Source organism: Motiliproteus sp. SC1-56 (genome assembly GCF_017309075.1).
In the GTDB taxonomy this organism is placed as follows: Bacteria; Pseudomonadota; Gammaproteobacteria; order Pseudomonadales; family Balneatricaceae; genus Motiliproteus.
This window is the reverse complement of record NZ_JAEMGS010000012.1, coordinates 24127-50824: the sequence shown is the minus strand read 5'-3', so window position 1 is coordinate 50824 and position 26698 is coordinate 24127. Positions and strand designations below refer to the sequence as shown.

The following is a 26698-nucleotide window of genomic DNA, read 5'->3' as shown; positions in this document are numbered from 1 at the left end:
AGACCCGAGGAGAGCAGCATGGCCGTCTCTGAACCTATCGCCGCAGAGCCTGCCGCCCGGCGCCTTGCCTCACCTGCACGAGCGGCGAAAGGCGAGCTTGCGGACTGTTACGCCGAGGTCGCCGAGCAGCTAGAGCACTGCAACAATTCGCCGGCCGCCGACACCTTTCAGCTGCTGGCCCGGCGCTTGCGCAGTCACCTGCATAACCTGGGGCCGGCACCCGCCGATGACGATGCAGCCCCTCTGCCGGAATCACCGGCCGACGAGATTTTCCTCCGTTCCCACTACCTGATGACCCCCTACCATGCGGTTGAGCTGGCCCTGACGATGGAGCAGCAAACACATCACGCCCTGCTGAACCATCTAAACCTCGACGAAGCCGCCCTGCGCCGCACGCCGGTGGGACACGACTACCTGGCGGAACAGACACGTCACTTTGAAGGGTTGCGCAGCCTGTTGGCGCAGATGCCAGCGCCGCCTGCGGGATGGGACGAGGATCCCGACCCGCCTCGCATGGACGAGTAGGCGTCAGCGTTTATCGGGCGGGGGAATCGAATAGGTGCAGGTCACATGGGCCACAGGCATCTCCTCGCCTTCGGAAGTGACGGTCACCTCTCCCACCGCCAGTCGCGATCCCAGCTTCAGCAGCTTGGCCTCGGCCAGCAGGTCCGCATCCGGGACGGGGCGCTTGAGGAAGTTGATATTCAGGTTGGTGGTCACCGCCATGGGGACCGGACCGATCTCCCCCAGCAGGGCCACGTACATGGCGACATCGGCCAGGGCCATCATCACCGGCCCGGAAACGGTGCCTCCCGGTCGCAGGTGGGCGTCCTCCGGGGAGAGGCGCAGCAGCGCGCCGTGGTGGAAGATCGACTCGACCCGGCCATAGTAGTCTTTTCCCTGGGGAAAGTGTTCGGCGAGAAAAGCGTGCATCGCCTCAATCGTCATCTTTGCCATCGGGATCTCCTGAAACGGCGGCGGCACCGTGCCGCTTTCAAAAACGAAAGCGCAGGGTGCCGCCGGGGCCTGCCGCCAGGCAGGCCGGTTAGCAAAGCAAGGTGGCGTTAAGCGCCGACCTCCTCCTCCGCCTGCTTGCGCAGAATAAAACGCTGGATCTTGCCGCTGGGGGTCTTGGGAAGCTCCTCCACGAACTCGATCTCACGGGGAAAAGCGTGGGTGGAGAGCCGCGTGCGCACATGCTGCTTGAGCTCGTCGGCCAGCGCCTCTTCGGGATCGTAGCCCTGCTTGAGCACCACGAAGGCCTTGACGATGGAACCACGCTGGGCGTCGGGCTTGGCCACCACGCCGCTTTCGGCGACGCTGGCGTGCTCGATCAGGGTGCTCTCCACGTCGGCAGGGCCGATGCGGTAGCCCGCGGAAGTAATGATGTCATCATCCCGCCCGTCGAAGGAGAACGCGCCGTCCCCGTGGCTCTGCACCACGTCGCCGGTGAGGTAGTACTTACCATAGAAGGGATTCTTCTCGTTCCAGGTGTAGCCCTGGAAGAAGAAGAACGGCGACTGCTCGGTATCCACCGCCAGCTGGCCGGTCTCCCCCTCGCCCACTTCTTCGAAGTTGCCGCTCAGGGCCACGACCCGGTGACCGGGCATGGAGTAGCCCATGGAGCCGACCCGCAGCTTGTGGCTCAGCGCGTGGTGGTTGCAGGCGGTCATTCCAGTCTCGGTCTGGCCGTAGTGGTCCATCACCGGCGCCCCCAGGCGACGCTGCACCCAGTTGATCACCTCCGGGTTGAGGGGCTCACCGGCGCTGCTGGCCACCCGCAGGTCAAAGCGGTCGTTTTCACCCAGCAGGTGGTCGTTGGCCATCAGCATGCGATAGGCGGTGGGCGCAGCGGCCAGGTTGGTGATCTTGTGCCGCTGGAGGAACTCGAAGGTGTTCTCGGCGGTGAAACCGCTTTCGTTGAAGTGGGTGGTGTTACCCAGCAACAGGGGACCGACCACGGCGTAGTAAAGGCCGTAGGCCCAGCCGGGATCGGCCACATTCCAGTAGATATCCTCCGGGCGCAGGCCGATGGCGTAACGCATGTAGACGTAGAAGGAGAGCAGTGCCCGGCTGGGTACGGCCACCCCCTTGGACTTGCCCTGGGTGCCCGAGGTGAACATCTGCAGGAAGGGCTCGTCGGCGCCGATCACCACCGGCTCGAACGCCGAACTCAGGCTGTAGACCTCGGCGTCCAGATCGTTGACCATCAGCACCGGCGGGCAATTCTTGACGTCGTCGAGCTTATGGCGGTTGGCGTCGTCAGTCACCAGCAGCTTGGTCTTGGCTCTCTCGGTGCGGTACTCGATGGCACCGGATCCGAAGGCGGTGAAGAGAGGCTGGTAGACGGCACCGGCACGCAAGGTGCCCAGGATCACCACCATCAGCTCGGGAGTGCGGGGCAGCAGGGCCGCGACCCGATCACCCTTGCCCACGCCCTGCGCGGTGAGGTAGTTCGCGAACTGCGCCGACTTCTCCTTGAGTTCGCTGAAGCTGTGTTCGCTGACACTGCCGTCGGTGGCCTGGTAGCGCAGCCCCACGCGATCCCCCTCGGCCCAGCGGTCACAGATTTCCTCGCAGACGTTGAAGCCCCGCTCAAGGTCGCCGAGCAGCTGTTCCTCGATCGCGGAAACGGAAAACTGCTCCATAAATGTCTGATAGTCGGTCGCCATAAACCTCGTCCTCTCACTTTTTATCGTTATTGGCCTATACATTCGCCGCATTCCCCGCGGCGATTTCGAGCGGATGGAACTCGCTCAGTTTGGCCAAGAACATATCGCCTCTTTACGTCAACGTAAAGATACGAATTGTAACGATACCCCGACAGGGCGCAGCGGGTTCAAAGAAGCTAAGGAGGGAGTGAAAAAAGGGCCCCTGGCGCAGCCGGGGCCCGCAGGCCCGGCGCCCCACTGCGAGTGCGGGCCCCGGGCGACCTGGCGGGCTAGACCTGGAAAGGCGCCTCCAGGTCGGCCACCGAGACCCCGCGACTGCGCAGGTCCGGCTGGTAGGGGGCACGGTCCCCTTTGTAGAGCACCCCCAGGTTGAGGTTGTCGTCGGTCATCAGCCGCCGCGCCGCCCGGCCCGGGTCGTTGGTGGCCTCCACCGGTGCCGGACGCACCATCTTTTTCCAGTCGAGCTGCTCACGGTTGTAGGTGATGCAGGGGCTGAGCACGTGGACCAGGGAAAAACCGGGGTGCTCGATCGCTTCCTTCAGAATCGGCACGGCCCCGTTGGCGTTGGTACCAGACACCCGCGCGATAAAGTTGGCGCCCGAGGCCAGGGCCACCACCAGGGGATGGAAGGGGTTGATGCCGGTCCCCCCCGGGGTGAGTTTGCCCTTTTCCCAGTCCGGGGCGCTGGTCGGCGAGGCCTGCCCCTTGGTCATGCCGTAGAGCTGGTTGTCCATCACGATATAGGTGAGGTCCACATTACGCCGGCAGGCGTGCAGGAAGTGGTTGCCGCCGATGGAGAAACCGTCGCCGTCGCCGCCAGCGACCAGCACCGTCTGGTCCGGTCGCGACACCTTCAATCCCGTGGCCAGGGCCAGGGAGCGGCCGTGTACGCCGTGAAAACCGTAGGTATTGAGGTAGGCGGGAATCCGCGAGGAACAGCCGATTCCCGACACCACGGAGACCTTCTCCGGCGCCAGCTGCAGTTCGGCCAGGGTCTTGGTCAGGGCCAGCAGCACCCCGTGATCACCACAGCCCGGGCACCAGACCGGTTTGACGTCTGAGCGATAATCTTTGGCGGTCATCGCCGGGCAGCCCTCGTCGGCCAGCATTTGTTCAGTCATGGTCATGGTCATGATCAACTCCAGTCGCTAAGGGTTTTACGGACGTCGGAGGGACGGATGGCCAGCGGGCCGGGAACCGCCATGGAACGCATCTCGGCATCGATGTCGTAGAAGGCCCGCAGGTATCGGAAGAACTGGCCGCCGTGGCTCTGTTCCACCACCAGCACCCGCTTCACCCCCTTTAGCGCCTCCGCCAGGCGCTCCGGTTGCGCCGGCGCCAACAGGCGGATGGCCACCACCCGCACCTTCTGCCCCTCGCCCCGCAGCCCGGCCACCGCCTCGGATACCGCGCCGTAGCTTGACCCCCAGGTCAGCACCGCGGTCTCGGCATCAAGGTCGCCCTCGATTCGCGCCCAGTCATCGCCGAAATCGTGTTGCTCCAGTTTCCGCTGACGCTTGTCCATCTGCCGGTGATGATCATCGGCCTTGCTCGAAGGCATCCCGGTGACGGTGTGTTCCAGGCCATCGGCGGTGTACTGGGCGCCGGCCAGACCCGGGATCGCCATGGGCGATACCCCCGACTCGGTGAGGGCGTAGCGCTCGTAGTTCCCTTCCACCGGCGCCTGGGCGGTCAGCCGCTCGGCCACCAGCCCCGGATCCGCTTGGGCTGGAATCAGGGTGCGGGTCTGCCCCAGTGCCTGGTCGGAGAGAACGATCGCCGCCGTCTGCAATTTCTCCGCGAGCACCACGCTCCACTGGGTCGTGAACAGGCAGTCGGCAATAGAGAGCGGGGCCAGCACCAGGTGCGGGGCATCCCCGTGCAGGCCGTACAGGGCGATGTTGAGATCGGATTGCTCCGACTTGGTGGGAATCCCGGTAGAAGGGCCGCCGCGCATGACGTTGATCACCACGATGGGGGTTTCGGAGGCGACCGCCAGACCGATCGATTCCATCATCAGGGCCAGGCCGGGCCCGGAGGTGGCGGTCAACGAGGGGGTGCCGCCAAAGGAGCCGCCGATGATCTGGTTGACCGAGGCCAGCTCGTCCTCGGCCTGTACCAGCGCGCCACCCAGCTTGGGCAGGGCCGGGGCCAACCACTCCAGCACCTCGGTGGCGGGGGTGATCGGGTAGGCGGCGACAAAACGGATTCCGCCGCGCACCGCGCCCAGCCCGCAGGCCTCGTTACCGGAGATGTTCCAACGCGGCTCGCGCGCGCTCTGCTGGGAAGCCTCGCCCACGGCCAGGGTATCGAACCGGGGCAGGGTCGCCGCCGCCTCCATACCGGCCCGGACCGCCGCCAGCCCCGCCGATACCGCTTCTTCCCCTTTGCGACCCAGGGCTTTTTCCAGCACCTCGGCGATGACCGACTCGGGCAACCCGAGCATGGCGGCCGCCACCCCGAGCGCCACCATATTGGGCCGTCCCCCGGGGATCTCCTTGGCGATTTTCTGCAACTCCAGGTGATGCTGCTGGCCGGCCGCTTCAGCAAAAACCGCCGGCGGCTCGCCGTCACCGACCACCAGGCTGTCGCCGTCCAGGGGAATTTCGGTGGCGAAGCGATCGGCGTTCTTCCAGTCGATTCCCAGCAGAATGTCGTAGCGGTCCTGGTGAGAAAGCACCGGCTCAGCGGCCAGGCGCAACATGGCAGCGGCTTCGCCGCCGCGGATCTGGGGCCCGGCGGAGCGGGTCATCAGCCCGTACCAGCCGGCGCGGCCCGCGGCCTCCAGCAGCAGGTTGCCGGCGGTCATCACCCCCGAGCCTCCGCTGCCGGTCAGTGTGATGGATATAGAGGGTACCGTCATAGGGTTCTCTCCCCGTTGATTATTATTGTTTGCTTCCTGCCGCCCGCTACCCGCTGCCTGACTCCACACGACATTTTGGTAAAAGGCGATGTTGACGTTAACGGCAACATTTGCCTAGTATATTACAATGTTTACGCGAACGTAAACTTTTACTTTGGTCTGATTAGACAGGCTAAGAACCAAGACAAAGTGCTTTACAAACAAATAACTAAAACAAAAAACACCGAGGCTGGTCATGAAACTGAATCGCAAAACGCCGGAGCACTTTCACCAGATGCTGTTCGCCCCGCTCACTTCACTCGACCGGTTCGAAGCGGTGCTGCAATGCAACGGCTGCCACTACCGCACCCTCGACGGGCTGGCACCGCAGGTCCGCCGCCTGGCGAATGATCTGGAGGGACGACTCGCCGGACTGGAGGGGGCGCTGGCCTTTGAAGAGGCGTTTCTGTTTCCGCGGGTTCGCCAGGCAGGGCATCAACACCAGCTGCTAGCGCTGGCCGGCCACCGGCCCGCGCTTCGTCTATGGCTGGAGCAGGCTCTGCACTTACTGGCCGCCCTGCAGAGAGCCGACGCCGCGTCGTCCCCCCGGGGCGCCTCCTGCCACCCCGTCCAGCCGGCGAGCGAAGCCCTCTGGGATGCCCTTGCCGAGACGATCCCCGAACTCAACCAGCGCCTGAACCGCTACCTGCAGGCCGTGGAAAGCAGCTACCTGCCGCTGCTACGCCGTGTGCTGACCGCTGCGCCGGCAACCCGCGCAAGACCACAGCCACAGACCCTGGCCCTGGCCGCCGGCTATTGAGCCCCAGGGAAAGACGCCGCTCTTTGGCGCCCCGCTAACCGCTGAGGTCACCCGCCATGAACGAATACGTTGCCCTGCTCCTGGGCACCGCCCTGGTGAACAATGTGGTGCTGGTCCAGTTTCTCGGGCTATGCCCCTTCATGGGAGTCTCCGGCAAGATCGATACCGCCTTGGGCATGGGCCTGGCGACCACCTTCGTGCTGACCCTGGCCACGGTGGCCAGCTGGCTGATCGAGCACTACCTGCTGGCCCCCCTGGACGTCGGGTACCTGCGCATTCTCAGCTTCATCCTGGTCATCGCCGCGGTGGTTCAGTTTACCGAGACCTGCATCCGCAGCCTCAGCCCGGTGCTCTACCAGGCGCTGGGGATTTTTCTGCCCCTGATCACCACCAACTGTGCCGTGCTGGGGGTTGCGCTGCTCAACAGCCAGCAGGGCAACAGTTTTATCCAGAGCCTGCTGTACGGGGTCGGCGCCTCGCTGGGCTTTATGCTGGTACTGGTCATGTTCGCCGGCATCCGCGAGCGCCTGGCCCGGGCCAATACCGCGGCCCTGTTCGCCGGCCCGCCGATCGCCTTTATCACCGCGGGCCTGCTGTCCATGGCGTTTCTCGGCTTTACCGGACTCCCCCTGCGCTGAGGGGGCCGCAGACCTTCTCGAAACCGGAGCACTGTTTATGCTGATATCCATCCTGACCCTGACCCTGATCGGCCTCGGCCTCGGCCTGCTGCTCAGCGCCGCCAGCCGGCTGCTGCCGTCTCGCGAAGACCCACTGGTGGCGAAGGTAAACGCGCTACTGCCGGGCACCCAGTGCGGGCAGTGCGGCTATGCGGGCTGCGCCCAGGCCGCCGCCGCCTTGGTCGACGGCTCCGCCCCCCTGAACCTATGCCCTCCAGGAGGGCCGGCAATCGCCCGCCAGCTGGCCCAGGTGCTCGAACGCCCCCTGGCGCAGCCGACCCCGGGCGGTCTGGCGATGCCCAGCCTGGCCCGGGTGATCGCAGAGCAATGCATCGGCTGCACCAAGTGCCTGCAAAACTGCCCCACCGACGCCATCGTCGGCGCGCCCAAGCAACTGCACATGGTACTGGAGAAGGCCTGTACCGGTTGCGGCGCCTGCGTTGAGGTCTGCCCCACGGAAGGCATTCAACTGCAACAGCAAGCCATCACCCTCGGCAACTGGCGCTGGAGCAAACCGCCCCGCCCCAACCCCTTTCGGGGGCCGCTCTGCCCCGGGGAAGGTCTGGCATGAGGCTCTTCGGGTTTCGCGGCGGGGTCCACCCGGAAGCCGCCAAGCACCACACCGAGCGCCGGCCCATCCGCCGCCTGCCCCTGCCCCGTCGGCTCTATATTCCCCTGCAGCAACATATAGGCGCGCCGGCCAAGGCCGAAGTGGCACCCGGCCAGCACGTCGAATCGGGGCAGCTGCTGGCCCGCAGCCAGGGACTGATTTCGGCACCAGTCCACGCGCCGGCGGCCGGGCGCATCGTGGCGATTGAAGAACACCCCGCCCCCCACCCCACGGGACTGCCCGTCAGCACCGTGGTGATCGAAACCGATTCCGAGCAGCCGCCAGCAACAGTTCCCTCGACGGAGGATCCCTTTACTCTGCCCCCGGCGACCATCGCCGAGCGGGTTGGCGCCGCGGGAATCGTCGGCATGGGCGGGGCCACCTTCCCCTCCGCCGTCAAACTGATGCCCAACCCCAAGCAACCGATCCACACCCTGATCATCAACGGCAGCGAGTGCGAGCCCTACCTCACCTGCGACGACCGCCTGATGCAGGAGCGCCCCGAGGCGATCATCGACGGCATCCGCCTGATCCGCCACGCCCTCCAGGCCCGCCGCGCGGTGCTGGCCATCGAGGACAACAAGCCGGCCGCCTTCGCCGCCATGGCCGCCGCCGCGCGGCAAAGCGAAGCGGTCGAGGTGATCCGCATTCCCTCCCGCTACCCCATGGGCTGGGAAAAACAGCTGGTAAAGACCGTCACCGGGCACGAAATCCCTCACGGTCAGCTGCCGGGCGGCATCGGCGTCTGTGTCCATAACGTCGGCACCGCCTACGCCATCCATCGCTGCCTGCGAACCCGTCAGCCGCTCAGCTCGCGCATCGTCACCGTCGCCGGCGGCGCGGTGCGCCATCCCCAGAACCTGGAGGTGCCCATCGGCGCCCGCCTGGAGGAGCTGATCGATTTCTGCGGTGGCCTGACCGAGCCGCCGGCCCGCCTGGTCATGGGTGGCCCCATGATGGGCCAGGTCATGCCCCATTTACGGGTCCCTATCGTCAAGGGCAGCAGCGGCGTTCTGGCGCTCAGCGCCCATGAGGTGGACGACGGTCCCGAGCGCCCCTGCATTCGCTGCGGACGCTGTGTCATGGCCTGCCCCGCGGGCCTGCTACCCCTGGAGATGGGGGCTCGAATGCGCCACGACGACCTGGACGGCGCCGAAGCCCTGGGGGTGCAGGACTGCATCGGCTGCGGCTGCTGCTCCTATGTCTGCCCCTCCAAGATTCCCCTGGTGCACTACTTCAACTACGCCAAGGGTGAACTGCAGAACCGCCGCCAGGAGAAGGCCAAGAGCGAGCAGACCCGCCAGTGGGCCCAGGCCCGCAGCGAACGTCTGGCCCGGGAGGCCGCCGAGAAAGCCGCCCTGCGCGCCGAACGAGCGGCATCCAAGGCGCAGCAAAAGCGCCCACCCCACCCGTCGAAGGAGCCCTTATGATTGTCATTACCCCCCAGGCGGGCCCACACGTTCGCAACCCCGGCAAGGTGCCCTCGCTGATGGCCAAGGTGGTGCTGGCCTTGGTGCCGGCAACCCTGTTCGGCATCTACCTGTTCGGCCTGCCGGCCCTTAACACCGTGTTGCTCTGTGTGGTCAGCGCACTCTTCTTTGAAGGGCTCTGCGTGCGCCTGGTGAACAAGCGCCTGGGGCTGGTTCTGGCGGACGGCTCGGCGGTACTGACCGGCCTGCTGCTGGCCCTGACCCTGCCCCCCTGGGCTCCTTGGTGGATCGCGGTGGGCGGCACCGGATTCGCCATCGTCGTCGGCAAGCAGGTCTACGGCGGACTGGGTCAGAACCCGTTCAATCCCGCCATGCTGGCCCGGGTCGCCCTGCTGCTCGCCTTTCCCCTGCAGATGACGACCTGGGTCGCGCCGGCGCCGCTGTTCAGCCCCGCCGCGCCTGATTTTGCACAGTCTCTGACGATCACCTTCAATGGCGCTGCGGTACCCGACAGCCTCAGCGGCGCCACCCTGCTGGGCCAGGTAAAGACGGACCTGGACCGGGGGCTTGCCCTACCCCAGGCTCTCGGCGCGCACTTCTCTCCCCTCGGGCAAGGCATCGGCTATGCCGCCGGCAGCCTGGGAGAGACCTCCACCCTGCTGCTGCTTCTCGGCGGTCTCTACCTGCTCTGGCAGAACATTATCAACTGGCACACGCCGGTCAGCTTCCTGGCCACCCTGGCTCTGCTGGCCTGGGTGTTTCAGCAGCTGGATCCGACCTCCTATGCAGGCCCCCTCTACCACCTGAGCTCTGGGGCGGTGATGCTGGCCGCGTTCTTCATCCTGACCGACCCGGTCACCTCGCCCGCCACCCGCGCCGGCCAGCTGCTGTTCGGTGCCGGCTGCGCCCTGCTGGTGTATATCATCCGCACCTGGGGCGGCTACCCGGAAGGGGTCGCCTTCGCCGTACTGCTGATGAACGCCCTCACCCCCCTGGTCGACCACTACTTCAAACCCCGCCAGTACGGCCGAACCCGGCGCGGAAAGCCGTTGCCGCTGCCGCCTCTGGAGAAGATGGCGCCCAGCCGCAGGGGGCGCCCATGAACGGGGCAAACCAGCGCCGCCTGCGGGGTGTCAGCCTGCCCTCGCTGCTGCTGGGTGGAGCCGTTCTACTCTGCACCTCCCTGCTGGCCCTGGGCCACCTGGCCACCCGCGACAGCATCCAGGCCCGTGAGGCCGAAGACCTGATTGCCTCACTGGACCAGGTGCTCCCCGCCGCCCGGCGCGACAACGACCTGCTGGCGTCAGTGCGTGCATGGCCCCTGCCCGACGGCGGCCAGCGCCTGATTTACAGCGCCACCCAGGCGGGCGAGATTCGTGGCCTTGCCTACCGCGTTACCGCCCCCGACGGCTACGGAGGCCCCATTCAACTGCTCCTGGGCGTCGCCCCGGATGGCCGGGTGCTGGGGGTGCGGGTACTCGCCCACAGCGAAACGCCGGGGCTGGGGGACAAGATCGACGTACTCAAGTCCGACTGGATACGGGACTTCGACGGCCGCTCGCTCAACGACCCCGCTTCCGACGGCTGGGCGGTGAAAAAAGACGGCGGCCGGTTCGATCAGTTTACCGGCGCCACGGTGACCCCGCGGGCGGTGGTCAGCGCCGTGCACCAGGGCCTGCTGTTTTTCCACCAGGGTCGCGCCGCGCTCCTTGAGCCGACCGGAATCACCCAGGGCACGGCGGAAAACCGTGCCGAACCCACTCCCGAAGGGGCCGGATCATGAGCACTTACCGTTCGATTATTCAGCAGGGGCTGTGGAGTAACAACGTGGTGTTCGGCCAGATGCTGGCCCTCTGCCCGCTCCTGGCCGTCACCACCACCGCCACCAACGGCCTGGGCATGGGGCTGGCCTCAACCGCCGTGCTGCTGGCCTCCAACCTGCTGATCGCCAGCGTTCGTCACTGGATCCGCCCGGAGGTGCGTATTCCGCTTTTCGTGCTGCTGATCGCCACCCTGGTGACCCTGGTGGATATGGTGATGAATGCCTGGCTGCACGAGCTGCACAAGATGCTGGGACTCTTCATTCCCCTGATCGTGACCAACTGCGCCATCCTCGGTCGCGCAGAGGCCTTCGCTTCCCGGCAGGCCGTGCTACCCGCTGCCGTCGACGGCCTGTGCATGGGGCTGGGCTTTACTCTGGCCTTGGTCGCCCTGGGCGCCCTACGCGAGATACTGGGCAGCGGCACCCTCTTCGCCAATGCCAGCCTGATGCTGGGCAGTGGATTCAGCGCCCTGGAGTTCACCCTGCTCGACGACTACCCCGGTATCGTGCTGTTGCTCCTGCCCCCGGGCGGGTTTCTGGTACTGGGCTTTCTGATCGTACTCAAGCGCCTGATCGACCGGCGCATCGAGCGCTGGCATCTGTCCCCACAGCCCACCGCTACCCTTGACCCGGCCAATGGAGAGACCGCATGAACATGACCGTCAGTTTGGTGTACGCCGATCCCGAGCACCCCCAGTGGCTTGACCTGGAACTGAAGCAGGGGAGCACCCTCAAGGAGGCGATCCGTCACTCAGGCATTCTGCACCGCTGTCCGACGATCGACCTGAAGACCCATAAGACGGGGGTGTTCGGCAAACTGGCCCACCTCGATCATCGGCTCAACCCCGGCGATCGGGTCGAGATCTACCTGCCGATCTGTGTCGACCCCAAGCAGGTGAAGCGTCGTAAACCTGGCGACTAGGCGCAGCGGGCGGTGCTGCGAACAGTCGTTGCGGAGCATTCCTTCTGACGGAACAAAAACGATACAAAATGATTTACACAAAGAACCGAATACGTATCATTGAATAATTCCATACCGCACCTGTGCCTATTTCCTCACAAGGCCCAAAAACAATAACAAGGAGGCGGATGTGTTGAGCCTTGAAAGGGGCCCCGAGCCCCACCCGACCGACGCCGCCCTGGGCCAGTACCCGGTCAGCCGCTGGCGGGACGGACGTACCGAAGCCCTCAGCGACTGGGTCGCCGAAGAAGTGCCGGTGGCCCTGGTCTATAACGGCCTCTCCCACGCGGTGATGCTCTGCACACCGCGGGATCTTGAAGATTTCGCCCGCGGCTTCAGCCTCAGCGAGTGCATCGTCGAGCGTCCGGAGGAGATCTACGACATCCAGGTCCAGCCCCGGGACGAAGGGATCGAGGTCTCCCTGCAGATCGCCCAGTCCCGCTTCTGGGCGCTCAAGACCCAGCGCCGCAACCTGGCCGGCCGCACCGGCTGCGGCCTCTGCGGTAAGGAGAGCCTGGAGCAGCTGGGCCACGACCTGCCTCCCGTCGCCGCCGGCCCCGGAATCAGTGCCGCCGCCCTGCAAACCGCGCTGGGCCGGATCAAGCCCCTACAGGACCTTTTCAACAAGACCGGCTCCGTTCATGCCGCCGCCTGGTGCAACCCGGCCGGCGCCATCGAATGCCTGCGCGAAGACGTGGGCCGCCACAACGCCCTCGATAAACTGCTGGGCCAGCGCCTTGCGGCGGGACAGCCATCCACCCCGGGACTGGTGGTCATGACCAGCCGGGCCAGCTACGAAATCGTGCAGAAGGCGGCCGCCTGCGGCGTCACCATCATCGCCGCCCTCTCCGGCACCACCGGCCTGGCGGTGCGCCTGGCCGATCAACTGGGCGTGACCCTGATCGGCTTCGCCCGCGACTCCCGCCTCTCGATCTACACCCACCCCGAGCGGATCCTGTGATGGCCAGCCAGCAGAAGGAAACCAGCATGAAAAGCGCCAACGCCAACACCCGGGCGGTACCCACCTACTGCTACAACTGCGTGGCCGGCCCCGACCCGATGAAAGTGGAAGTGGTCGACGGGGTCGCCACCCAGGTGACCCCCAATTTCGACACCTGCGACAGCCATCCCGGCCGGGGGCGTCCCTGCGTCAAGGCCTACGGCCTGATCCAGAAAACCTACAACCCCAACCGCATCCTGCAGCCCATGAAGCGCACCAACCCCAACAAGGGGATGAAGGAGGACCCGGGGTTCGTGCCCATCTCCTGGGACGAGGCCCTGACCCTGCTCTGCGACAAGCTGCAGACCATCCGCGACAAGGGACTGCTGGACGAGGCGGGCCTGCCGCGTACCGCCGCCACCTTCGGCCACGGCGGCACCCCCATGTACTACATGGGCACCTTCCCCGCCTTCCTGGCCGCCTGGGGTCCCATCGACTTCAGCTTCGGCTCGGGACAGGGGGTCAAGTGCGTCCACTCCGAGCACCTCTACGGCGAATTCTGGCACCGGGCCTTCACCGTGGCGGCCGACACCCCCCACACCCGGTTTGTGCTCTCCATGGGCAGCAACGTGGATGCCAGCGGCGGCCCCTGCGCCATCGCCCGCCACGCCGACGCCCGGGTGCGGGGCTACAAGCGGGTGCAGGTGGAGCCCCACCAGTCGATCACCGGGGCCACCGCCGCGGAGTGGGTGCCGATCCGCCCCAAGACGGACGCCGCCTTCCTGTTCACCCTGATCCACTGCCTGCTCCATGAAGCCAAACGCGAGCGGCTGGACATCGCGTTCCTGCGCGAGCGCACCGCCTCCCCCTACCTGGTGGGGCCGGACGGGCTTTACCTGCGCGACCCCGAGAGCGCCAAACCCTTGGTGTGGGACGACGAAACCCAGCGGGCCGTCCCCTTTGACACCTCAGGCGTCAAGCCCGCGCTTGAGGGCAGCTTCACGGTGGCCCAGGCGCTCAGTGTCGATGCCGACGAGCAGCACCACCACCTGCAGGAGGTCACCGGCACCACCGGCTTCAGCAAACTGACGGCGCACATGGCCGACTACACCCCGGAGTGGGCCGAGGCCATCTGCGATGTGCCCGCCGAGACCATCCGCCGGCTGGCCTCGGAGTACCTGGATAACGCCTGCGTGGGGGAGACCCTGGAAGTGGACGGCCTCACCCTGCCCTACCGCCCCGTGGCGGTGACCCTGGGCAAGTCGGTCAACAACGGCTGGGGCGCCTACGAGTGCTGCTGGGCCCGCACCCTGCTGGCGGTGCTGGTTGGCGCCCTGGAAACCCCCGGTGGCACCCTGGGCACCACGGTGCGGCTCAACCGCCCCCACGAGGACCGGCTCAAGAGCATCAAGCCCGGGGTCGACGGTTTCATGGCCCAGAAGCTCAACCCCACCGACAAGGAGCACTGGGTGGCCCAGCCCATCGGCCGCAACGCCCACACAACCCTGGTGCCCATCGTCGGCAACTCCGCCTGGAGCCAGGCCCTGGGGCCGACCCAACTGGCCTGGATGTTCCAGAAGGAGCGCCCCGAGGGGTGGAACATGCCCGAGCCCACCAAGCCCGATATCTGGTTCGTGTTCCGCTCCAACCCGGCCATCTCCTTCTGGAACACCCGCAGCCTGACCGAGTCCATCGCCGATCTGCCCTACACCGTGGCGTTCGCCTACACCCTGGATGAAACCAACTGGATGGCCGACCTGCTGCTCCCCGACGCCACCGACCTGGAAGCCAACCAGCTGATCCCCATCGGCGGCACCAAGTTTGTCGAGCAGTTCTGGCGCCACAAGGGCAGCATCCTGCGCCAGAAGGTGGTGGAGCCCCAGGGCGAGGCCAAGGACTTCACCTGGATCTCCACCCAGCTGGCCAAACGCACCGGGCTGCTGGAAAAGTACAACAAGGCCCTCAACCGGGGCGCCGGCGGCATCGCCCCGCTCAAGAGCGAGGACTACGATTTCAGCCTCGACGAGTCCCAGGTCCACGAACCGGACACCATCTGGGACGCGGTCTGCAAGGCGGCCAGCGCCCAGCTCAACGGCAGTGATGGGGTCAAGGACCTGGCTTGGTTCCAGGAGCACGGCCTGGACCTTCAGCCCATTCCCCAGCACAGCTGGTACCTGCACCCGACCATGGAGGCCCAGGGGCTGCGCTACGAGATGCCCTACCAGGAGCGGCTGCTGCGCATCGGCAAGGAGCTGGGCAACCGCCTCCACGAGAAGAACATCGCCTGGTGGGACAAGCAGCTGTCCGAGTACAGCGCCCTGCCCGAGTGGCACGACATCCCCGGGCGCTGGGAAACCGCGCTGAAGAGCGAGGGCGCCGACCCTAACGACTACCCCTTCTGGCTGCTGGCCACCAAGAGCATGCAGTACCACACCGGGGCCAACGTCAGCATTCAGCTGATGCGGGAGGTGTCGCAGAACGTGCGCGGCCACACCGGCGTGATCATGAACGCCGACAGCGCCGAACGCCTGGGTATCGGGCATGGCGACCGGGTCGCGATCCGCTCCCATATCGGCGTCACCTACGGCCGCGCCGAGCTGGTGCAGGGGGTACGCCCCGACACCCTGGTGATCGTGGGCCAGTTCGACCACTGGGCCACCCCCTACGCCAAAGATCTGCAGATGCCCAGCCTCAACACCATCGCGCCCATGTCCCTGGAGCTCACCGATGCCACGGGCTCCGGTGCTGACATCGTGCGCGTTGCCATCGCCAAAGTGGAAGGAGAAGCCCGATGACCCGTTACGCCATGGCGGTGGACCTGCGCCGCTGCGCCGGATGCCAGACCTGCAGCGCGGTCTGCAAGCAAAAGAACGGCACCCCGCCCGGCGTGCAGTGGCGCCGGGTGCTGGACGTCGAGACCGGCGAATTTCCGGACGTGCGCCGCAGCTTTATGCCCGTGGCCTGCATGCACTGCGACACGCCGGCCTGCGAGGAGGTGTGCCCCACCACCGCCACCCAGAAACGCGACGACGGCCTGGTCAGCATCGACTACGAACTCTGCATCGGCTGCGCCAACTGCGTCATGGCCTGCCCCTTCGAGGCGCGCTCCATCGTCCACGAGGCGCAGTTCGCCTACGGCGACAAACCCATGCCCAACGAGCTGAAACTGCACGACCCCGACCGTATCAACGTCGCCACCAAGTGCACCTTCTGCATCGAGCGCATCGACCTGGCCCGGGAGACCGGCCAGACACCGGGCGAAGACCCCGAGGTGACCCCCGCCTGCGTCAACTCCTGTATCTCCGGCGCCCTGGTGTTCGGCGACCTGGACGACCCCGAGAGCCGTCTTTCAACCCTGTTGCGCCAGACCCAAAGCTTCCGTCAGAACGAAGAGCTGGGCACCGGCCCCGGCGTCTACTACATATGGGACCAAGCCGATGAAAACCGCTAACCCACGCTTCTCCTCCAAAGTTCAACGCAACTGGGACTGGCGCGCCGCCGGCAACTTTATCTGCGGCGGCGCGGGCAGCGGCCTGGTGGTCAGCGCTACCCTGGCCGGCCCCCTGGGGGCCGAGAGCCTGCCGCTGGTCCTGCTGGGGCTGGCGCTGGTGGCCGCCGGGCTGTTCTGCGTCTGGCTGGAGATCGGCCGCCCCTGGCGTGCGCTCAACGTCTTCAAGCACCTCGCCACCTCCTGGATGTCCCGCGAGGCCCTGGTCGCCCCCCTGCTGTTTCTCAGCGGCGCCGCCGCCTGGCTGTTCCAGCCCGCCCTGGTGTGGCCCACCGCCCTGCTGGCCGGTGCGTTTCTCTTCAGCCAGTCGCGCATACTCAGGGCCGACAAGGGGATTCCCGCCTGGCGACACCCCCGTTGCGCCCAGCTGCTGATCGTCACCGGGCTGACCGAGGGCTGCGCCCTGCTGCTGGTGCTGCTGGCCTTTGTGGGCGGCCCGCTGGTCCCCGTCGCCGCCGCCCTCTTGCTGCTCCTGGGCCTGCGCGCCTGGAGCTGGCGACGCTACCGCGAGGGACTCAAGGAGCAGCGGGCGCCTCTGCCCAGCCAGAAGACCCTGGCCAGCATCGACACCACCTTCCTGGGGCTGGGTCACCTGCTGCCGGCGGTGCTGTTGCTGCTGGCGACCCTGCGGCCCGAGATCGCACTGGTGGCCGGGTTACTGGCCGTGGGCGCAGGAGCAGCGATGAAATACACCCTGATCCGCAAGGCGGCCTTCACCCAGGGCTTTCGCCTGCAGCACCAGCCGGTGCGAGGTCAGCGTGCGCCGCGACGCACACCCTCTGCGGCCTGAGTTCGCTGTTTTCCATGATGGCGACCTTCCCGTGAAGGTAGATTAGCCGCCTTGGGTAGTTGCGACGGGCCAGCCCCGTCGCCTTTTTGTTCCCTTCGATGTGCACCTTTATCCGATTGCGCCCCGCTCTCCTTCAGGTTTGAATGCCCCCTGTGCAGAACAGGAGTCCCAGCATGTCCATAACGTCCGCGCCCCCCTACGTCGAGCAGTCCGGCCAGGGCGCGCCCATGGTCTTTATTCACGGCTCCTTCGCCAACACCGCCACCTGGCGCAAAATCGTCACCCGTCTCGCGCCCCACCGCCACTGCATCGCCATCAACCTGCCCGGCCACGGCGGCACAGCCGACCCCGGGGATTTCGCCGCCCCCGATATCAATACCGAACTGGCACTGATTGAACGGGTGGTGACCGAACTCACCGACCAGCCCATCCACCTGGTGGGGCACTCCTACGGCGGGGTGGTGGCCCTGGCGCAGGCCCTCAAGGGCAACCTGCCGCTGTCGGCGCTAACCCTATTCGAGCCGGTGGCTGCCTGGGTACTGGACGCTGTGGGGGATCCGCGGGCGCGGGATGTAGCGCAGTTCGTGGCCGGCTACCGGCGGGACAGTGCCGCCGAGGTAGCGGACGCCTGGGGACAGGTGCTGGAGTTCTGGGGGGGCCCCGGCGCCTTCGACGCCCTGCCCGAACACGTCAGGCCGGCGTTGTCTAAGCTGGCGCGCAACAACCTGCGTCACTGGGACATCTGTACCCGCGGTGACTACGATGCCGATGCGATTACCCGCCTTGCCGTGCCAACCCGGGTGGTGTGGGGCAGCGAGTCCCACCCCGCCGCCCAGGCCATCGGCCATCACCTGCACCGGCTGATTCCCGACAGTCGCCAGGCCGTGATTGAGGGGGCCAGCCACTTTATGGTGACCAGCCACCCCGTGGCCTGTGCCGAGCTGCTGACCTAAGGCGAGACACCATCGCGGGGCGTACCGGAGCACTGGCGACGGTCAAAAACTGTACGCTCCAAGTCAGATGCTCAGCGCGTAGGGCGAGTACGTCTGTATGCTGAGAGATCGGCATACAAGCGATAAAAAATAGTCAAATAGCGGACAATTAGGCCGCAAATGCTGCTTGAGCAGCAAAACGTCTCAGAAGACAGGGCTAGGTCGTAGGTTCCCTAACCAGCCGCGTGTTTTTTGCGCCGGCGGCATTTACCTGTTAGGAAAATGTGAGACCCAACCCACAATCATTTCTATCAATAGTGAAACTCCCAATCAGTACGCCGTCCTTCCCTGAATAATAAAAGTAAATTCCCCTCCGTACTGCAGCGATGGTTTCATTTCTTTGTTTAAGCAAGCGACACCTTTTGCGGAGGGAACTACCTTAGGTTTTATTGTTTCAGAATCCATATCGCAGGAATAATAATTCGGAAGCGCATATTGAAAATTAAGCATTTCTGCTGGTCCAGCGCTAGCTCCATCTAGGCAACCCCCATTTAATTATGCTATAATTATCTGGTTTTTTTGACCCCAGGTGACACTATTACAACTAGCTGTAGATTTAATGGAGATATCTGGATTGGCTCAAGAGAAATACTCAACCATCAGCGCTTATAGGTTTTCTTTCCGTTTTTTGGTGCTGCTTAGTGCGCTTTTTCTCGCACTCGGTCTACTCCCTGTCTTCTCTTTATTCGGATTATTCATAGGCGGATTAATCGACCTTACGGGCTCTCTCGTCGTTGTTTTACTGAAACCCTTCGGCGTTCCTGTCATCTACGAAGACACTTTTGCGACAGTGACAGTCTCCGGTTTCAAGATGCTTATCGACCCAGAATGCACGGCGTTTTATTTTCTGTTGATATTTTCTGTAGCTGTTATCACCTCTCCGCCCCACAATATCAGCCACAAAATCAAGGGAATTTTGGCGGGCGGCGTGATCATCATTTTCTTAAATGTTCTGAGAATAGCTGTCCTCGGCGTTACAGGTGCGAATTTCCCCGCGATCTTCAATTTCATGCACACTTATCTGTGGCAGGGCGTATTTGCCATAGCTGTCTTCTTCATATGGCTCTCATGGAACCAGGGGCCTTCCGCCAGCAAAACATTGCTGACGTTTTGCAGTGTGGCCATTTTTGTATCGATCATTGCGATTTTAGGACTTTGGCTTGTGATGGGATTCTATTTAAATGTTTTAGCCAGCGTCTCCGAATGGGCATTTAACGCCTTCTTAAGCAGCAGCTATTTCTCCGTTACAGCGGCAAATGAAGCGATAACCTACCATCATTTAGGGGGCTTCGTGACGTTCCCCATCTCAGTCGATATTTTCGACTCATCTATTTTCTTCGCTCTCACGATTGCCTCGGCGAAGGCAAACGATATAGGGCGTTTAGCAGTGAAACTCGTTTGTGGTTTGGGCGTTCTATGGCTTGTACATCTGATCTTCGCTATGGTCGTCGGCTACCTTGTTATCCAGGGTGTCAGTATTGAGAGTGAACTCTCTACCAACACGCTGCTTTTGATGAGAATTTACTCTATCACGATTCCAGTATTGCTCTGGGCGCTCATGTCCACCAATAAATGGGCGTGGTTGAGGAAAGAGCGGTAGATTTCAAGCTGGCTGTAGCCACCCGTCACAGGGGCAAGGTGTCGGCGCCGGAAGGCGCCTCAATAGCGACAAACTCCGGGGCGAATTGTATTCAGGATCAAATTTAGAATTCAGGCGCAGTCGGTTGCCTGCGCCGAACTGCGGTTATTAACCCGTGGGTTAATAGTTTGACTCATGGATGAGTCAACATTAGCCGTGAGGCTAATGCGAGCCCTCGAAAGCCAGCAACTTCGCGCAGTTGCGCCAGCTTTAGAGGGCGATGGCCAAATCGGTATGGATATCTATTTGGCCACCAGGTTAATAGCTCGCCGATAACCCTGTTCTGCTAACGCTCGTCCTCTGGAGGATGCTTCTTGGAGCTCTTCTTAGACCTCTTCTTAGACCATCCGGCATACGCTGCAATTGCCGCAATAAGCGACAGATAACCCCACGGGCCACCTGCAGGAACTACAGGATCAGGCGGAGGAGGAGGAGGCGTTTGTGCCCAGGCGCCTTCGATCAGGAGGAAACTGCAGATCAGAGACACAAAACAGACAGACACTGTTCTCTTGAATAAAATGTAAAGCCCCGGCCCTTGTGTCATGCGAAACGCCTCACTTGATCGGTTTTGTATTGCTGAATTCAGATTCAGTCAGGCTATTGTACGCTTTCACCCGGTAAAGAAATATTACCTCGTTGTTCTTCTTCCCGCCCGTGAGGGGGGCTAGGGTGTCGTCGCTGTAAGCCGTTGTATTCGCATCGAGCAAGGCGACCAAGGTCCACTGCTCTCCAGGTACCTTGCGCTCCAGCCTGAATCCCGACTCGCCTTCCGAGTTGTCAGTCCAGATAAGGTGAATTACCGCATTGTTTTCACCCCATGCAGCCTCAAGACCGGAGGGCGACTTCAGGAACACCGCCATATCAGGCGCTTTGGTGTTAATGGTAAACTGTCTCGGCCCACCATACGTGGAGAAGTGATGTTCACTCTGGGAAGTCATATCGATAACAGTGTGCTGGGCCATATCAGTGAGTTCTACGACATAGCCTTCAGGGAGCTTCAATGGATCCCATTTGAGCGTTGTCTCAGTCCCACTAAGGGCAGTATTCACTTCGAAAACCCATGACTTCGTCTGGTCCGCTGCCTTGATGTCGCGCCAGAAATGCTCGGCTAAAACATCCCATTCCGCATGCGGGAAGGAAGCCTCGATATCGCCACCCAGCATTGCTCGCACTTCGTATCGGCTGTCATAGCCGTCAGTGGCATCCGGCTTTTGGCCGAAGTGGAGGCTATTCTCTGCTCCATCGGGGGTTGATGCGACTATTTCTACCTCCCACTCTTCTGCCGAAGCAGGTATCGATGCACTCCATGCAAGAAGCACCGCAAGAAACATCCGCGCCATTGATCCTCTCATCGTAATCATCGCTATGTACCCCATCACTACTGGGCAGGTTTGGTTATGATCAGTTCGTAACTGTTTATGTCGTCTTTTACGTACATCCAGTAGCCCATCCATGGAACAAGCTCCGCTCCAGGACCGAATTCCGATGTATGGGTGCCTCCCCACTCCCTGCCCTGGTAGTAATATATGGCCGGCTCTATCCATTCGTTCGGGGTGCCGGCAGCATCCAACCAGAGTTCCGTCGCGCCACCGTTCTGCCTTATCTGGACATCATGCAACTTCACATTGCCGTTATAAGGATTGCTGATGATGTTCCAGCCCGCCTGGAGGGTAATGGCATGAGACGCGGCCGTCACATCGGGGTTGGATTCAAGCTGAGGCAGCGTATCGCCCCACTGATATGCATAGTACCCTCTCCCGGTTTCAGCCGGATTGCCGAAACTTGTGACTGGCACATAGTTTCCGTTGAAAGTGGCGCCGAAGGCGGTATCTAAACCTGCGGAGACCCAACCATAGGTCTCTGAACTGTTAAAAGCGGCAATGCCATCGTAGTTTGAGCTGTCGATATCCCTTGACACGCCCACCAAAGAGTAACCGTCTATCAACTGTATCGCCGGCCCATCAGCATATCCGCTCGATGGTTTACGTATAACCGTGCCATCGCTCTTCTCAGCGTAAAAGTAGAACTTGTGAGAAGCGGCCGGGCCGAGTTTCATCTTGGTGGTGCATGTCTTACCGGTGCCCCATGTCACCCCGGTACAGACAAGCGGGTAGGCAAAGAAATCCCCGCCCGGGCCCTCCGTGGGAGAGTCCCTGTGCGCAATGTAAAGCCTCGGCTCGACCACGGGTGACTCTCCCGAGTCGTCGATGAAGTCGACTCTGAACTCGTATTCGACGTTTATCTTCAGCTTGCCGCTCTGGTAGTTATTGCTGTCGTCACCGCCGCCGCTTCTGGAGACCCCGGGAATACTATCTCCGCTCCCGGGGCTGGTGCCGTCATCACCGGATGCGTAATTCAAAGGCGCTGCGTTGATCGTCACCACGCCCGACGAGTAGACCGTCGCTGCGCTCGCCCCGTCACCGATGGTCGTGCCGTAGACGTAGTAGCTGCCCGGTTCGACACCGCTGGTATTCCAGACGCAGGTCCCGCCCGCCGCTTCCGGCTCGGCTCCGCAACCATCGATGGGCGTGCCGTCGGCGCCGCTGTTGTTGGCATCGTAGAAGAACGCGACCGTCGTCACGCTGTCACTGTCCGACAGGTCGTAGTGGATCGTGAAGCTGCCGCCCTCGGCGATCGTGTCACCCGCGCCGTCGGGCTGGTTCACCACCAGTGTCGCCGCGCTGTTGGGGGTGATGGTGATCTGCCCCGCCGAGTAGGCGCTTAATCCGGAATCGGAAGGCACGCCGAAGACATGGTAGGTACCCTCCGGCATGCCGCTGGTGTCCCACGTACAGGTCTGGTTGGTACCGGCAACCTGGTTTACACAATCGCTGATGAGCGTGCCGTTGAATCCGGACCCGCTGGTGTCATAACGGAAAGTGACTGTCGCACTCCCTTCCGGGTCACTCAGCGTGTAGGTGATATTGAAAAAGGTTCCGGCTGTAACAGTTTGACCACTTGGCTGAGATACAGTCAGCGTTGACGGATCATCTACAGCGGTAATGGTCACTGTACGCGTTTCTGTCGTACACAGGTCCGGACTGCCCCCATCACAGAGTTGGATATCGAGCTGACAGTTCGCCGGTGGCGTCGGACCGGCCGGGGTAAAATTGTAAGTACCACCGGTGAACGAACCTCCACAGGTATCGGTTCCGCGAACTGTCCAGTTGGTCGCAGGACCGTCCGGATCGTTTACAGCAGGTGTATAGCTGTAAAGAGTATCCTCGGTCGCCGACGTCGGGGCAGTCGAGGTAATCGTTGGTGGATCGTTCACTGCGGTCACGTTAACCGTTACCGTCTCGCTAGCACACTCACTCGGCACACCACCGTCACAAACCTGGATCGACAGCGTACAGCTGCTGATCGGATTCGGTCCGGCCGCGGTAAAGGCGTAGGCACCGGTGCTGCTATTGATTGTACTGCTCGGGCAGGTATCACCGCCTAACTTCGACCAGGTTCCCCCTTGATTCTCAGGATCGCTGAATGTCGCGTTGTAGATGTACTGGATATCTTCGGTCGCCGACGTCGAGGCGGTGGAGGTAATCGTGGGTGGATCGTTCACTGCGGAAACATTAACCGTTACCGTCTCACTAGCACACTCGTTTGGATTACCACCATCACAGACCTGGATCGACAACGTGCAGCTGCTGATCGGATTAGGCCCGGCTGCGGTAAAGGCGTAGGCACCCGTGCTGCTATTGATGGTACTAGTCGGGCAGGTATCACCGCCCAGCTTCGACCAGGTTGCCCCCGGACCATCCGAATCGCTGACTGTCGGGCCGTAGGTGTACTGGATATCTTCGGTTGCTGTCGTGGCGGCACTACTGGTAATGCTCGGAGTAACATTGGGAAGAATCGTCAGGGCTCCCGCCGAGTAGGCACTCGATCCGGAATCCGAGGGCACGCCGTAGACATGGTAGGTACCGCCCGGCAGACCGCTGGTATCCCACGTACAGGTCAGGTTGGTACCTGCAACCTGGTTCAGACAACCGGTGATGGCCGTGCCGCTGAATCCCGCCCCGGTGGTGTCATAATAGAAATTAACTTCCGCAACCCCTTCCGGATCACTCAGCGTATAGGTGATATCAAAAGAGGGGGTTGCGTGTGCAACAGTTTGACCACTTGGCTGGGATATAGTCAGCGTTGACGGATCATCTACAGCGGTAATTGTCAGTGTCCCCGCCGAGTAGGCACTCGATCCGGAATCGGAGGGCACGCCGTAGACATGGTAGGTACCGACCGACAGGCCGCTGGTGTCCCACGCACAGATCTGGTCGGTACCGGCAACTTGGTCCGCACAACCGCCGATGGGCGTGCCGCTGAATCCGGACCCGGTGGTGTCATAAAAGAAACTGACTGTCGCAACCCCTTCTGGGTCACTCAGCGTGTAGGTGATATTGAAGGTTCCGGGAGTAACAGTTTGACCACTTGGCTGGGACATCGTCAGAGTTGACGGATCATCTACCGCACTGACCGTCACCGTGAACTGTTCGGTGACGGTATCCGTACCGCCACCATTGTCTTGAACCGTCACCGTGATAGTTGCCGTGCCACTTTCGTTGGCCGCCGGCGTGATCGTAATCGTTGGTGTCAACGCATCGGCTGATGCCGCACCGTTGTCCGAGTACGCGATCGTTACATTCGCTGCATTGTTCGGCACCAGCGTGGTGTTATTACTGGTCGCTGTCACCGTCAGCGTCTGACTGTCCTCCGGCGTGCCGCCTCCTTCATCGACCGTGAACGACAGCGGTCCGGTATTCCCATCTTCAGCAATGGTTTGATTCGTGATCGTCGTGATCGTCGGTGCATCGTTCACCGCATTGACCGTCACCGTGAACTGTTCGGTGACGGTATCCGTACCGCCACCATTGTCTTGAACCGTCACCGTGATCGTTGCCGTGCCACTTTCGTTGGCCGCCGGCGTGATCGTGATCGTTGGTGTCAACGCATCGGCTGATGCCGCACCGTTGTCCGAGTACGCGATCGTTATATTCGCTGCATTGTTCGGCACCAGCGTGGTGTTATTACTGGTCGCTGTCACCGTCAGCGTCTGACTGTCCTCCGGCGTGCCGCCTCCTTCATCGACCGTGAACGACAGCGGTCCGGTATTCCCATCTTCAGCAAAGGCCACTGGATCCGAGATCGCCGAGATCGTCGGTACATCGTTCACCGCACCGACATCGACCTTCACCTGAACGGCGGGTGACGAGACCGTGGTGCCGTCATGCGAAACCACCGTGAAGGCATTCAGACCATTGCCATTGGCGTTCGCATCCGGAGTCCAGGTCAGCGTCTCACCCGCCTCCAGAAGGGTGGTGCCCACCACGACCGCCCCATCCACACTGTGGGTCAACGTGCCGGTACTGATTGCCTCAACCCGGAAATTGACGGTATCACCATCAACATCGGCTTCATTGGCCGCTGCTGCCAGGTCCGCATAGCTGATGGCAAAGGCCGTGTCCTCGGTCGCTCCGCTCAACGTCGAGATCGTCGTCAACGTCGGGGTATCATTCGCCGCTGCGACATCGACCTTCACCTGGACGGCGGGTGACGAGACCGTCGTGCCATCATGCGCAACCACAGTGAAGGCATTCAGAGCGCTGCCGTTCGCGTTCGAAGCCGGGGTCCAGGTCAGCGTCTCGCCCGCCTCGAGGAGGGTCGTACCCGCCACAACCGCCCCACCCACACTGTGGGTCAACGTGCCGGTACTGATCGCTTCAATTCGGAAATTGACGGTATCACCATCAGCATCGGCTTCATTGGCCGCTGCTGCCAGGTCCGCGTAGCTGATGGCAAAGCCCGTGTCCTCCGTCGCACCGGTCAACGTCGTGATCGTCGTCAAGGTCGGCGCACTGTTGGGCTCCGTATAGGTAACCTCAAGCCAGAGGTAGTCGAAGTGAACGGCCTCCTTGCGACCATCGTTATTGGTAAAGTCGATATCCAGCGTCTGAATCTCGGCGATCGTATCCACCCCCTGAGCGTAGAGGTTGTAGGTCTGATCTGAGCTCCAGCCGCTTATACTCGTGGGCTGTATTGTCGTATTCGCGAACGTCCCGCCCTGTAACCTCCATCGAACTCTATTGGTGCCTTCATAGTTTTTGTCGACGTTCGATACCGCATATCTCAGATGAAGCGTCACGGCAGTGATCGTCCCGCTAAGGGCGGACGTATCGAAGCCGTCCAGATACATTCGACCACCACCATCCCCGAGCGTGTACATACCGTCATTGTTTGCCTGCAATTGCACATTGGACGGACTGCCAGGGCCATTTTGCGTTGTTATCTCGCTGAGATTCTCGCCGCTACTGTCACTTCCATTCTTTGCATTCGGCAGGACTGTGACCGTCGCTGCATAGGCAGAACCGGCAGGAAACAGCAGGCCAAGGGCAAGGGTCAGTGCCAATGCGGCGTTGGCAAAACCCGAGACCCTTCCCCTGAATGGCCGTTGGGCAAGCCAGCCGCGGACGGCATTGACTGAGTTGAATAGCAGCGCAAAAAAAGAGAGAACGGAAACTGATTGATGAGATCTTGAGGTCATTTTTGAGACAACTTGGATATTCACTGATTAAGTTCCCTTTATTAAGAAAAGACCTGTGCCTGCCGCAAGCGACTAGAATCCCTACTAATTGAAGGCAATATTTACACCAGCATTAACCGAGTGCTCTCTTGGCGGCTAATTTTCGGCTGCAAACACATTAAAATCAATGCCTTGTAGATCTTGGTGCGAGAGCCCGCCAGTATCTTTGCTGGACCGCTGCTCGGAAGCACGAGGGGGAATTTCTCATAAATGGGAAGAGAGGTAGAAAGATATTGTCATTCAAGGTGTTAAATGTGGCGCTTTGGGCGCATACGCTAAGATCACCCTGTTCCCATCGATTCACGTTGCCGATGACGGCAAAGTGCCCGTAACGAGCACAAGCCGCGGAAAAAAGCGTCCGCTTTTGGCGAGCTGTCTCTCATTCCTGTTAGCAAATATCCGCAACATCTAACGGTCC

The 26698-nt window shown here is 62.4% G+C and carries 21 protein-coding genes; 15 read left to right on the top strand and 6 right to left on the bottom strand.

What is annotated here, in order from left to right; translation table 11 throughout:
• Positions 1-18: 18 nt before the first annotated feature.
• Complete coding sequence (locus tag JGZ97_RS13730; RefSeq protein WP_207063217.1) at positions 19-525, top strand: hypothetical protein; 507 nt, start codon at positions 19-21, stop codon at positions 523-525.
• A gap of 3 nt (positions 526-528) precedes the next feature.
• Here the strand turns inward: JGZ97_RS13730 and JGZ97_RS13725 are convergent, their stop codons facing one another.
• From JGZ97_RS13725 to JGZ97_RS13710, 4 genes are all read right to left on the bottom strand, one after another.
• Entirely contained in the window at positions 529-957 is a 429-nt protein-coding gene (locus tag JGZ97_RS13725; protein WP_207063216.1) for a PaaI family thioesterase, read from the bottom strand.
• A 107-nt stretch (positions 958-1064) separates the two neighbouring features.
• Positions 1065-2672 (bottom strand): AMP-binding protein, encoded by a 1608-nt coding sequence (locus JGZ97_RS13720; protein WP_207063215.1) that lies wholly within the window; start codon positions 2670-2672, stop codon positions 1065-1067.
• Positions 2673-2941: 269 nt separating this feature from the next.
• Positions 2942-3805: a 2-oxoacid:ferredoxin oxidoreductase subunit beta gene (locus JGZ97_RS13715; protein WP_207063214.1), complete on the bottom strand. Its 864-nt coding sequence runs from the start codon at positions 3803-3805 to the stop codon at positions 2942-2944.
• A 2-nt stretch (positions 3806-3807) separates the two neighbouring features.
• Positions 3808-5535: a 2-oxoacid:acceptor oxidoreductase subunit alpha gene (locus JGZ97_RS13710; RefSeq protein ID WP_207063213.1), complete on the bottom strand. Its 1728-nt coding sequence runs from the start codon at positions 5533-5535 to the stop codon at positions 3808-3810.
• 235 nt (positions 5536-5770) lie between these two features.
• Here JGZ97_RS13710 and JGZ97_RS13705 point away from each other — a divergent pair, with 235 nt between their 5' ends.
• From JGZ97_RS13705 to JGZ97_RS13640, 14 genes are all read left to right on the top strand, one after another.
• Positions 5771-6334 carry a hypothetical protein gene (locus JGZ97_RS13705; protein WP_207063212.1) on the top strand — a complete coding sequence of 188 codons (564 nt, stop codon included), beginning with the start codon at positions 5771-5773 and terminating at the stop codon, positions 6332-6334.
• 56 nt (positions 6335-6390) lie between these two features.
• Positions 6391-6972, top strand: a complete 582-nt coding sequence (gene rsxA / locus JGZ97_RS13700; RefSeq protein WP_207063211.1) for an electron transport complex subunit RsxA — start codon at positions 6391-6393, stop codon at positions 6970-6972.
• 37 nt (positions 6973-7009) lie between these two features.
• On the top strand, positions 7010-7582 hold the full coding sequence (locus tag JGZ97_RS13695; protein ID WP_207063210.1) for an RnfABCDGE type electron transport complex subunit B: 573 nt from the start codon (positions 7010-7012) through the stop codon (positions 7580-7582).
• Positions 7579-9051 (top strand): electron transport complex subunit RsxC, encoded by a 1473-nt coding sequence (rsxC, locus tag JGZ97_RS13690; protein ID WP_207063209.1) that lies wholly within the window; start codon positions 7579-7581, stop codon positions 9049-9051. Before JGZ97_RS13695 ends, rsxC begins: the two co-directional genes overlap by 4 nt.
• Positions 9048-10154 (top strand): RnfABCDGE type electron transport complex subunit D, encoded by a 1107-nt coding sequence (locus tag JGZ97_RS13685; protein WP_207063208.1) that lies wholly within the window; start codon positions 9048-9050, stop codon positions 10152-10154. Before rsxC ends, JGZ97_RS13685 begins: the two co-directional genes overlap by 4 nt.
• Entirely contained in the window at positions 10151-10834 is a 684-nt protein-coding gene (gene rsxG, locus JGZ97_RS13680) for an electron transport complex subunit RsxG (RefSeq protein ID WP_207063207.1), read from the top strand. The genes JGZ97_RS13685 and rsxG overlap by 4 nt, the downstream gene beginning before the upstream one ends.
• Positions 10831-11526 carry an electron transport complex subunit E gene (locus JGZ97_RS13675; protein WP_207063206.1) on the top strand — a complete coding sequence of 232 codons (696 nt, stop codon included), beginning with the start codon at positions 10831-10833 and terminating at the stop codon, positions 11524-11526. Before rsxG ends, JGZ97_RS13675 begins: the two co-directional genes overlap by 4 nt.
• Positions 11523-11795: an RnfH family protein gene (locus JGZ97_RS13670; RefSeq protein WP_207063205.1), complete on the top strand. Its 273-nt coding sequence runs from the start codon at positions 11523-11525 to the stop codon at positions 11793-11795. The genes JGZ97_RS13675 and JGZ97_RS13670 overlap by 4 nt, the downstream gene beginning before the upstream one ends.
• A gap of 172 nt (positions 11796-11967) precedes the next feature.
• On the top strand, positions 11968-12795 hold the full coding sequence (fdhD, locus tag JGZ97_RS13665) for a formate dehydrogenase accessory sulfurtransferase FdhD (RefSeq protein WP_207063204.1): 828 nt from the start codon (positions 11968-11970) through the stop codon (positions 12793-12795).
• A gap of 26 nt (positions 12796-12821) precedes the next feature.
• Positions 12822-15569, top strand: coding sequence for a molybdopterin-dependent oxidoreductase (locus tag JGZ97_RS13660; protein WP_207063203.1), 2748 nt, complete (start codon positions 12822-12824; stop codon positions 15567-15569).
• Positions 15566-16225, top strand: coding sequence for a 4Fe-4S dicluster domain-containing protein (locus JGZ97_RS13655; protein WP_207063202.1), 660 nt, complete (start codon positions 15566-15568; stop codon positions 16223-16225). The genes JGZ97_RS13660 and JGZ97_RS13655 overlap by 4 nt, the downstream gene beginning before the upstream one ends.
• Positions 16212-17072, top strand: coding sequence for a DmsC/YnfH family molybdoenzyme membrane anchor subunit (locus tag JGZ97_RS13650; RefSeq protein ID WP_207063201.1), 861 nt, complete (start codon positions 16212-16214; stop codon positions 17070-17072). Before JGZ97_RS13655 ends, JGZ97_RS13650 begins: the two co-directional genes overlap by 14 nt.
• Positions 17073-17245: 173 nt before the next feature.
• On the top strand, positions 17246-18025 hold the full coding sequence (locus tag JGZ97_RS13645) for an alpha/beta fold hydrolase (RefSeq protein WP_207063200.1): 780 nt from the start codon (positions 17246-17248) through the stop codon (positions 18023-18025).
• A 613-nt stretch (positions 18026-18638) separates the two neighbouring features.
• A complete protein-coding gene (locus JGZ97_RS13640) occupies positions 18639-19664 on the top strand; it encodes an archaeosortase/exosortase family protein (RefSeq protein WP_207063199.1) in 1026 nt (341 codons plus the stop codon).
• A 593-nt stretch (positions 19665-20257) separates the two neighbouring features.
• Here the strand turns inward: JGZ97_RS13640 and JGZ97_RS13635 are convergent.
• On the bottom strand, positions 20258-21064 hold the full coding sequence (locus JGZ97_RS13635) for a hypothetical protein (RefSeq protein ID WP_207063198.1): 807 nt from the start codon (positions 21062-21064) through the stop codon (positions 20258-20260).
• A gap of 17 nt (positions 21065-21081) precedes the next feature.
• Complete coding sequence (locus JGZ97_RS13630; RefSeq protein ID WP_207063197.1) at positions 21082-26265, bottom strand: tandem-95 repeat protein; 5184 nt, start codon at positions 26263-26265, stop codon at positions 21082-21084.
• Positions 26266-26698: the final 433 nt, after the last annotated feature.

What these genes read in the sequence shown, in the direction of transcription:
- JGZ97_RS13670 (WP_207063205.1), top strand. Translation starts at nt 11,523, where the DNA reads ATGAACATGACCGTCAGTTTGGTGTACGCCGATCCCGAGCACCCCCAG.
- rsxA (WP_207063211.1), top strand. Translation starts at nt 6,391, where the DNA reads ATGAACGAATACGTTGCCCTGCTCCTGGGCACCGCCCTGGTGAACAAT.
- JGZ97_RS13685 (WP_207063208.1), top strand. Translation starts at nt 9,048, where the DNA reads ATGATTGTCATTACCCCCCAGGCGGGCCCACACGTTCGCAACCCCGGC.
- JGZ97_RS13695 (WP_207063210.1), top strand. Translation starts at nt 7,010, where the DNA reads ATGCTGATATCCATCCTGACCCTGACCCTGATCGGCCTCGGCCTCGGC.
- JGZ97_RS13720 (WP_207063215.1), bottom strand. Translation starts at nt 2,672, where the DNA reads ATGGCGACCGACTATCAGACATTTATGGAGCAGTTTTCCGTTTCCGCG.
- JGZ97_RS13730 (WP_207063217.1), top strand. Translation starts at nt 19, where the DNA reads ATGGCCGTCTCTGAACCTATCGCCGCAGAGCCTGCCGCCCGGCGCCTT.
- JGZ97_RS13650 (WP_207063201.1), top strand. Translation starts at nt 16,212, where the DNA reads ATGAAAACCGCTAACCCACGCTTCTCCTCCAAAGTTCAACGCAACTGG.
- JGZ97_RS13655 (WP_207063202.1), top strand. Translation starts at nt 15,566, where the DNA reads ATGACCCGTTACGCCATGGCGGTGGACCTGCGCCGCTGCGCCGGATGC.
- JGZ97_RS13635 (WP_207063198.1), bottom strand. Translation starts at nt 21,064, where the DNA reads ATGATTACGATGAGAGGATCAATGGCGCGGATGTTTCTTGCGGTGCTT.
- JGZ97_RS13705 (WP_207063212.1), top strand. Translation starts at nt 5,771, where the DNA reads ATGAAACTGAATCGCAAAACGCCGGAGCACTTTCACCAGATGCTGTTC.
- JGZ97_RS13710 (WP_207063213.1), bottom strand. Translation starts at nt 5,535, where the DNA reads ATGACGGTACCCTCTATATCCATCACACTGACCGGCAGCGGAGGCTCG.
- JGZ97_RS13715 (WP_207063214.1), bottom strand. Translation starts at nt 3,805, where the DNA reads ATGACCATGACCATGACTGAACAAATGCTGGCCGACGAGGGCTGCCCG.
- JGZ97_RS13660 (WP_207063203.1), top strand. Translation starts at nt 12,822, where the DNA reads ATGAAAAGCGCCAACGCCAACACCCGGGCGGTACCCACCTACTGCTAC.
- JGZ97_RS13675 (WP_207063206.1), top strand. Translation starts at nt 10,831, where the DNA reads ATGAGCACTTACCGTTCGATTATTCAGCAGGGGCTGTGGAGTAACAAC.
- JGZ97_RS13725 (WP_207063216.1), bottom strand. Translation starts at nt 957, where the DNA reads ATGGCAAAGATGACGATTGAGGCGATGCACGCTTTTCTCGCCGAACAC.
- rsxC (WP_207063209.1), top strand. Translation starts at nt 7,579, where the DNA reads ATGAGGCTCTTCGGGTTTCGCGGCGGGGTCCACCCGGAAGCCGCCAAG.
- rsxG (WP_207063207.1), top strand. Translation starts at nt 10,151, where the DNA reads ATGAACGGGGCAAACCAGCGCCGCCTGCGGGGTGTCAGCCTGCCCTCG.
- JGZ97_RS13645 (WP_207063200.1), top strand. Translation starts at nt 17,246, where the DNA reads ATGTCCATAACGTCCGCGCCCCCCTACGTCGAGCAGTCCGGCCAGGGC.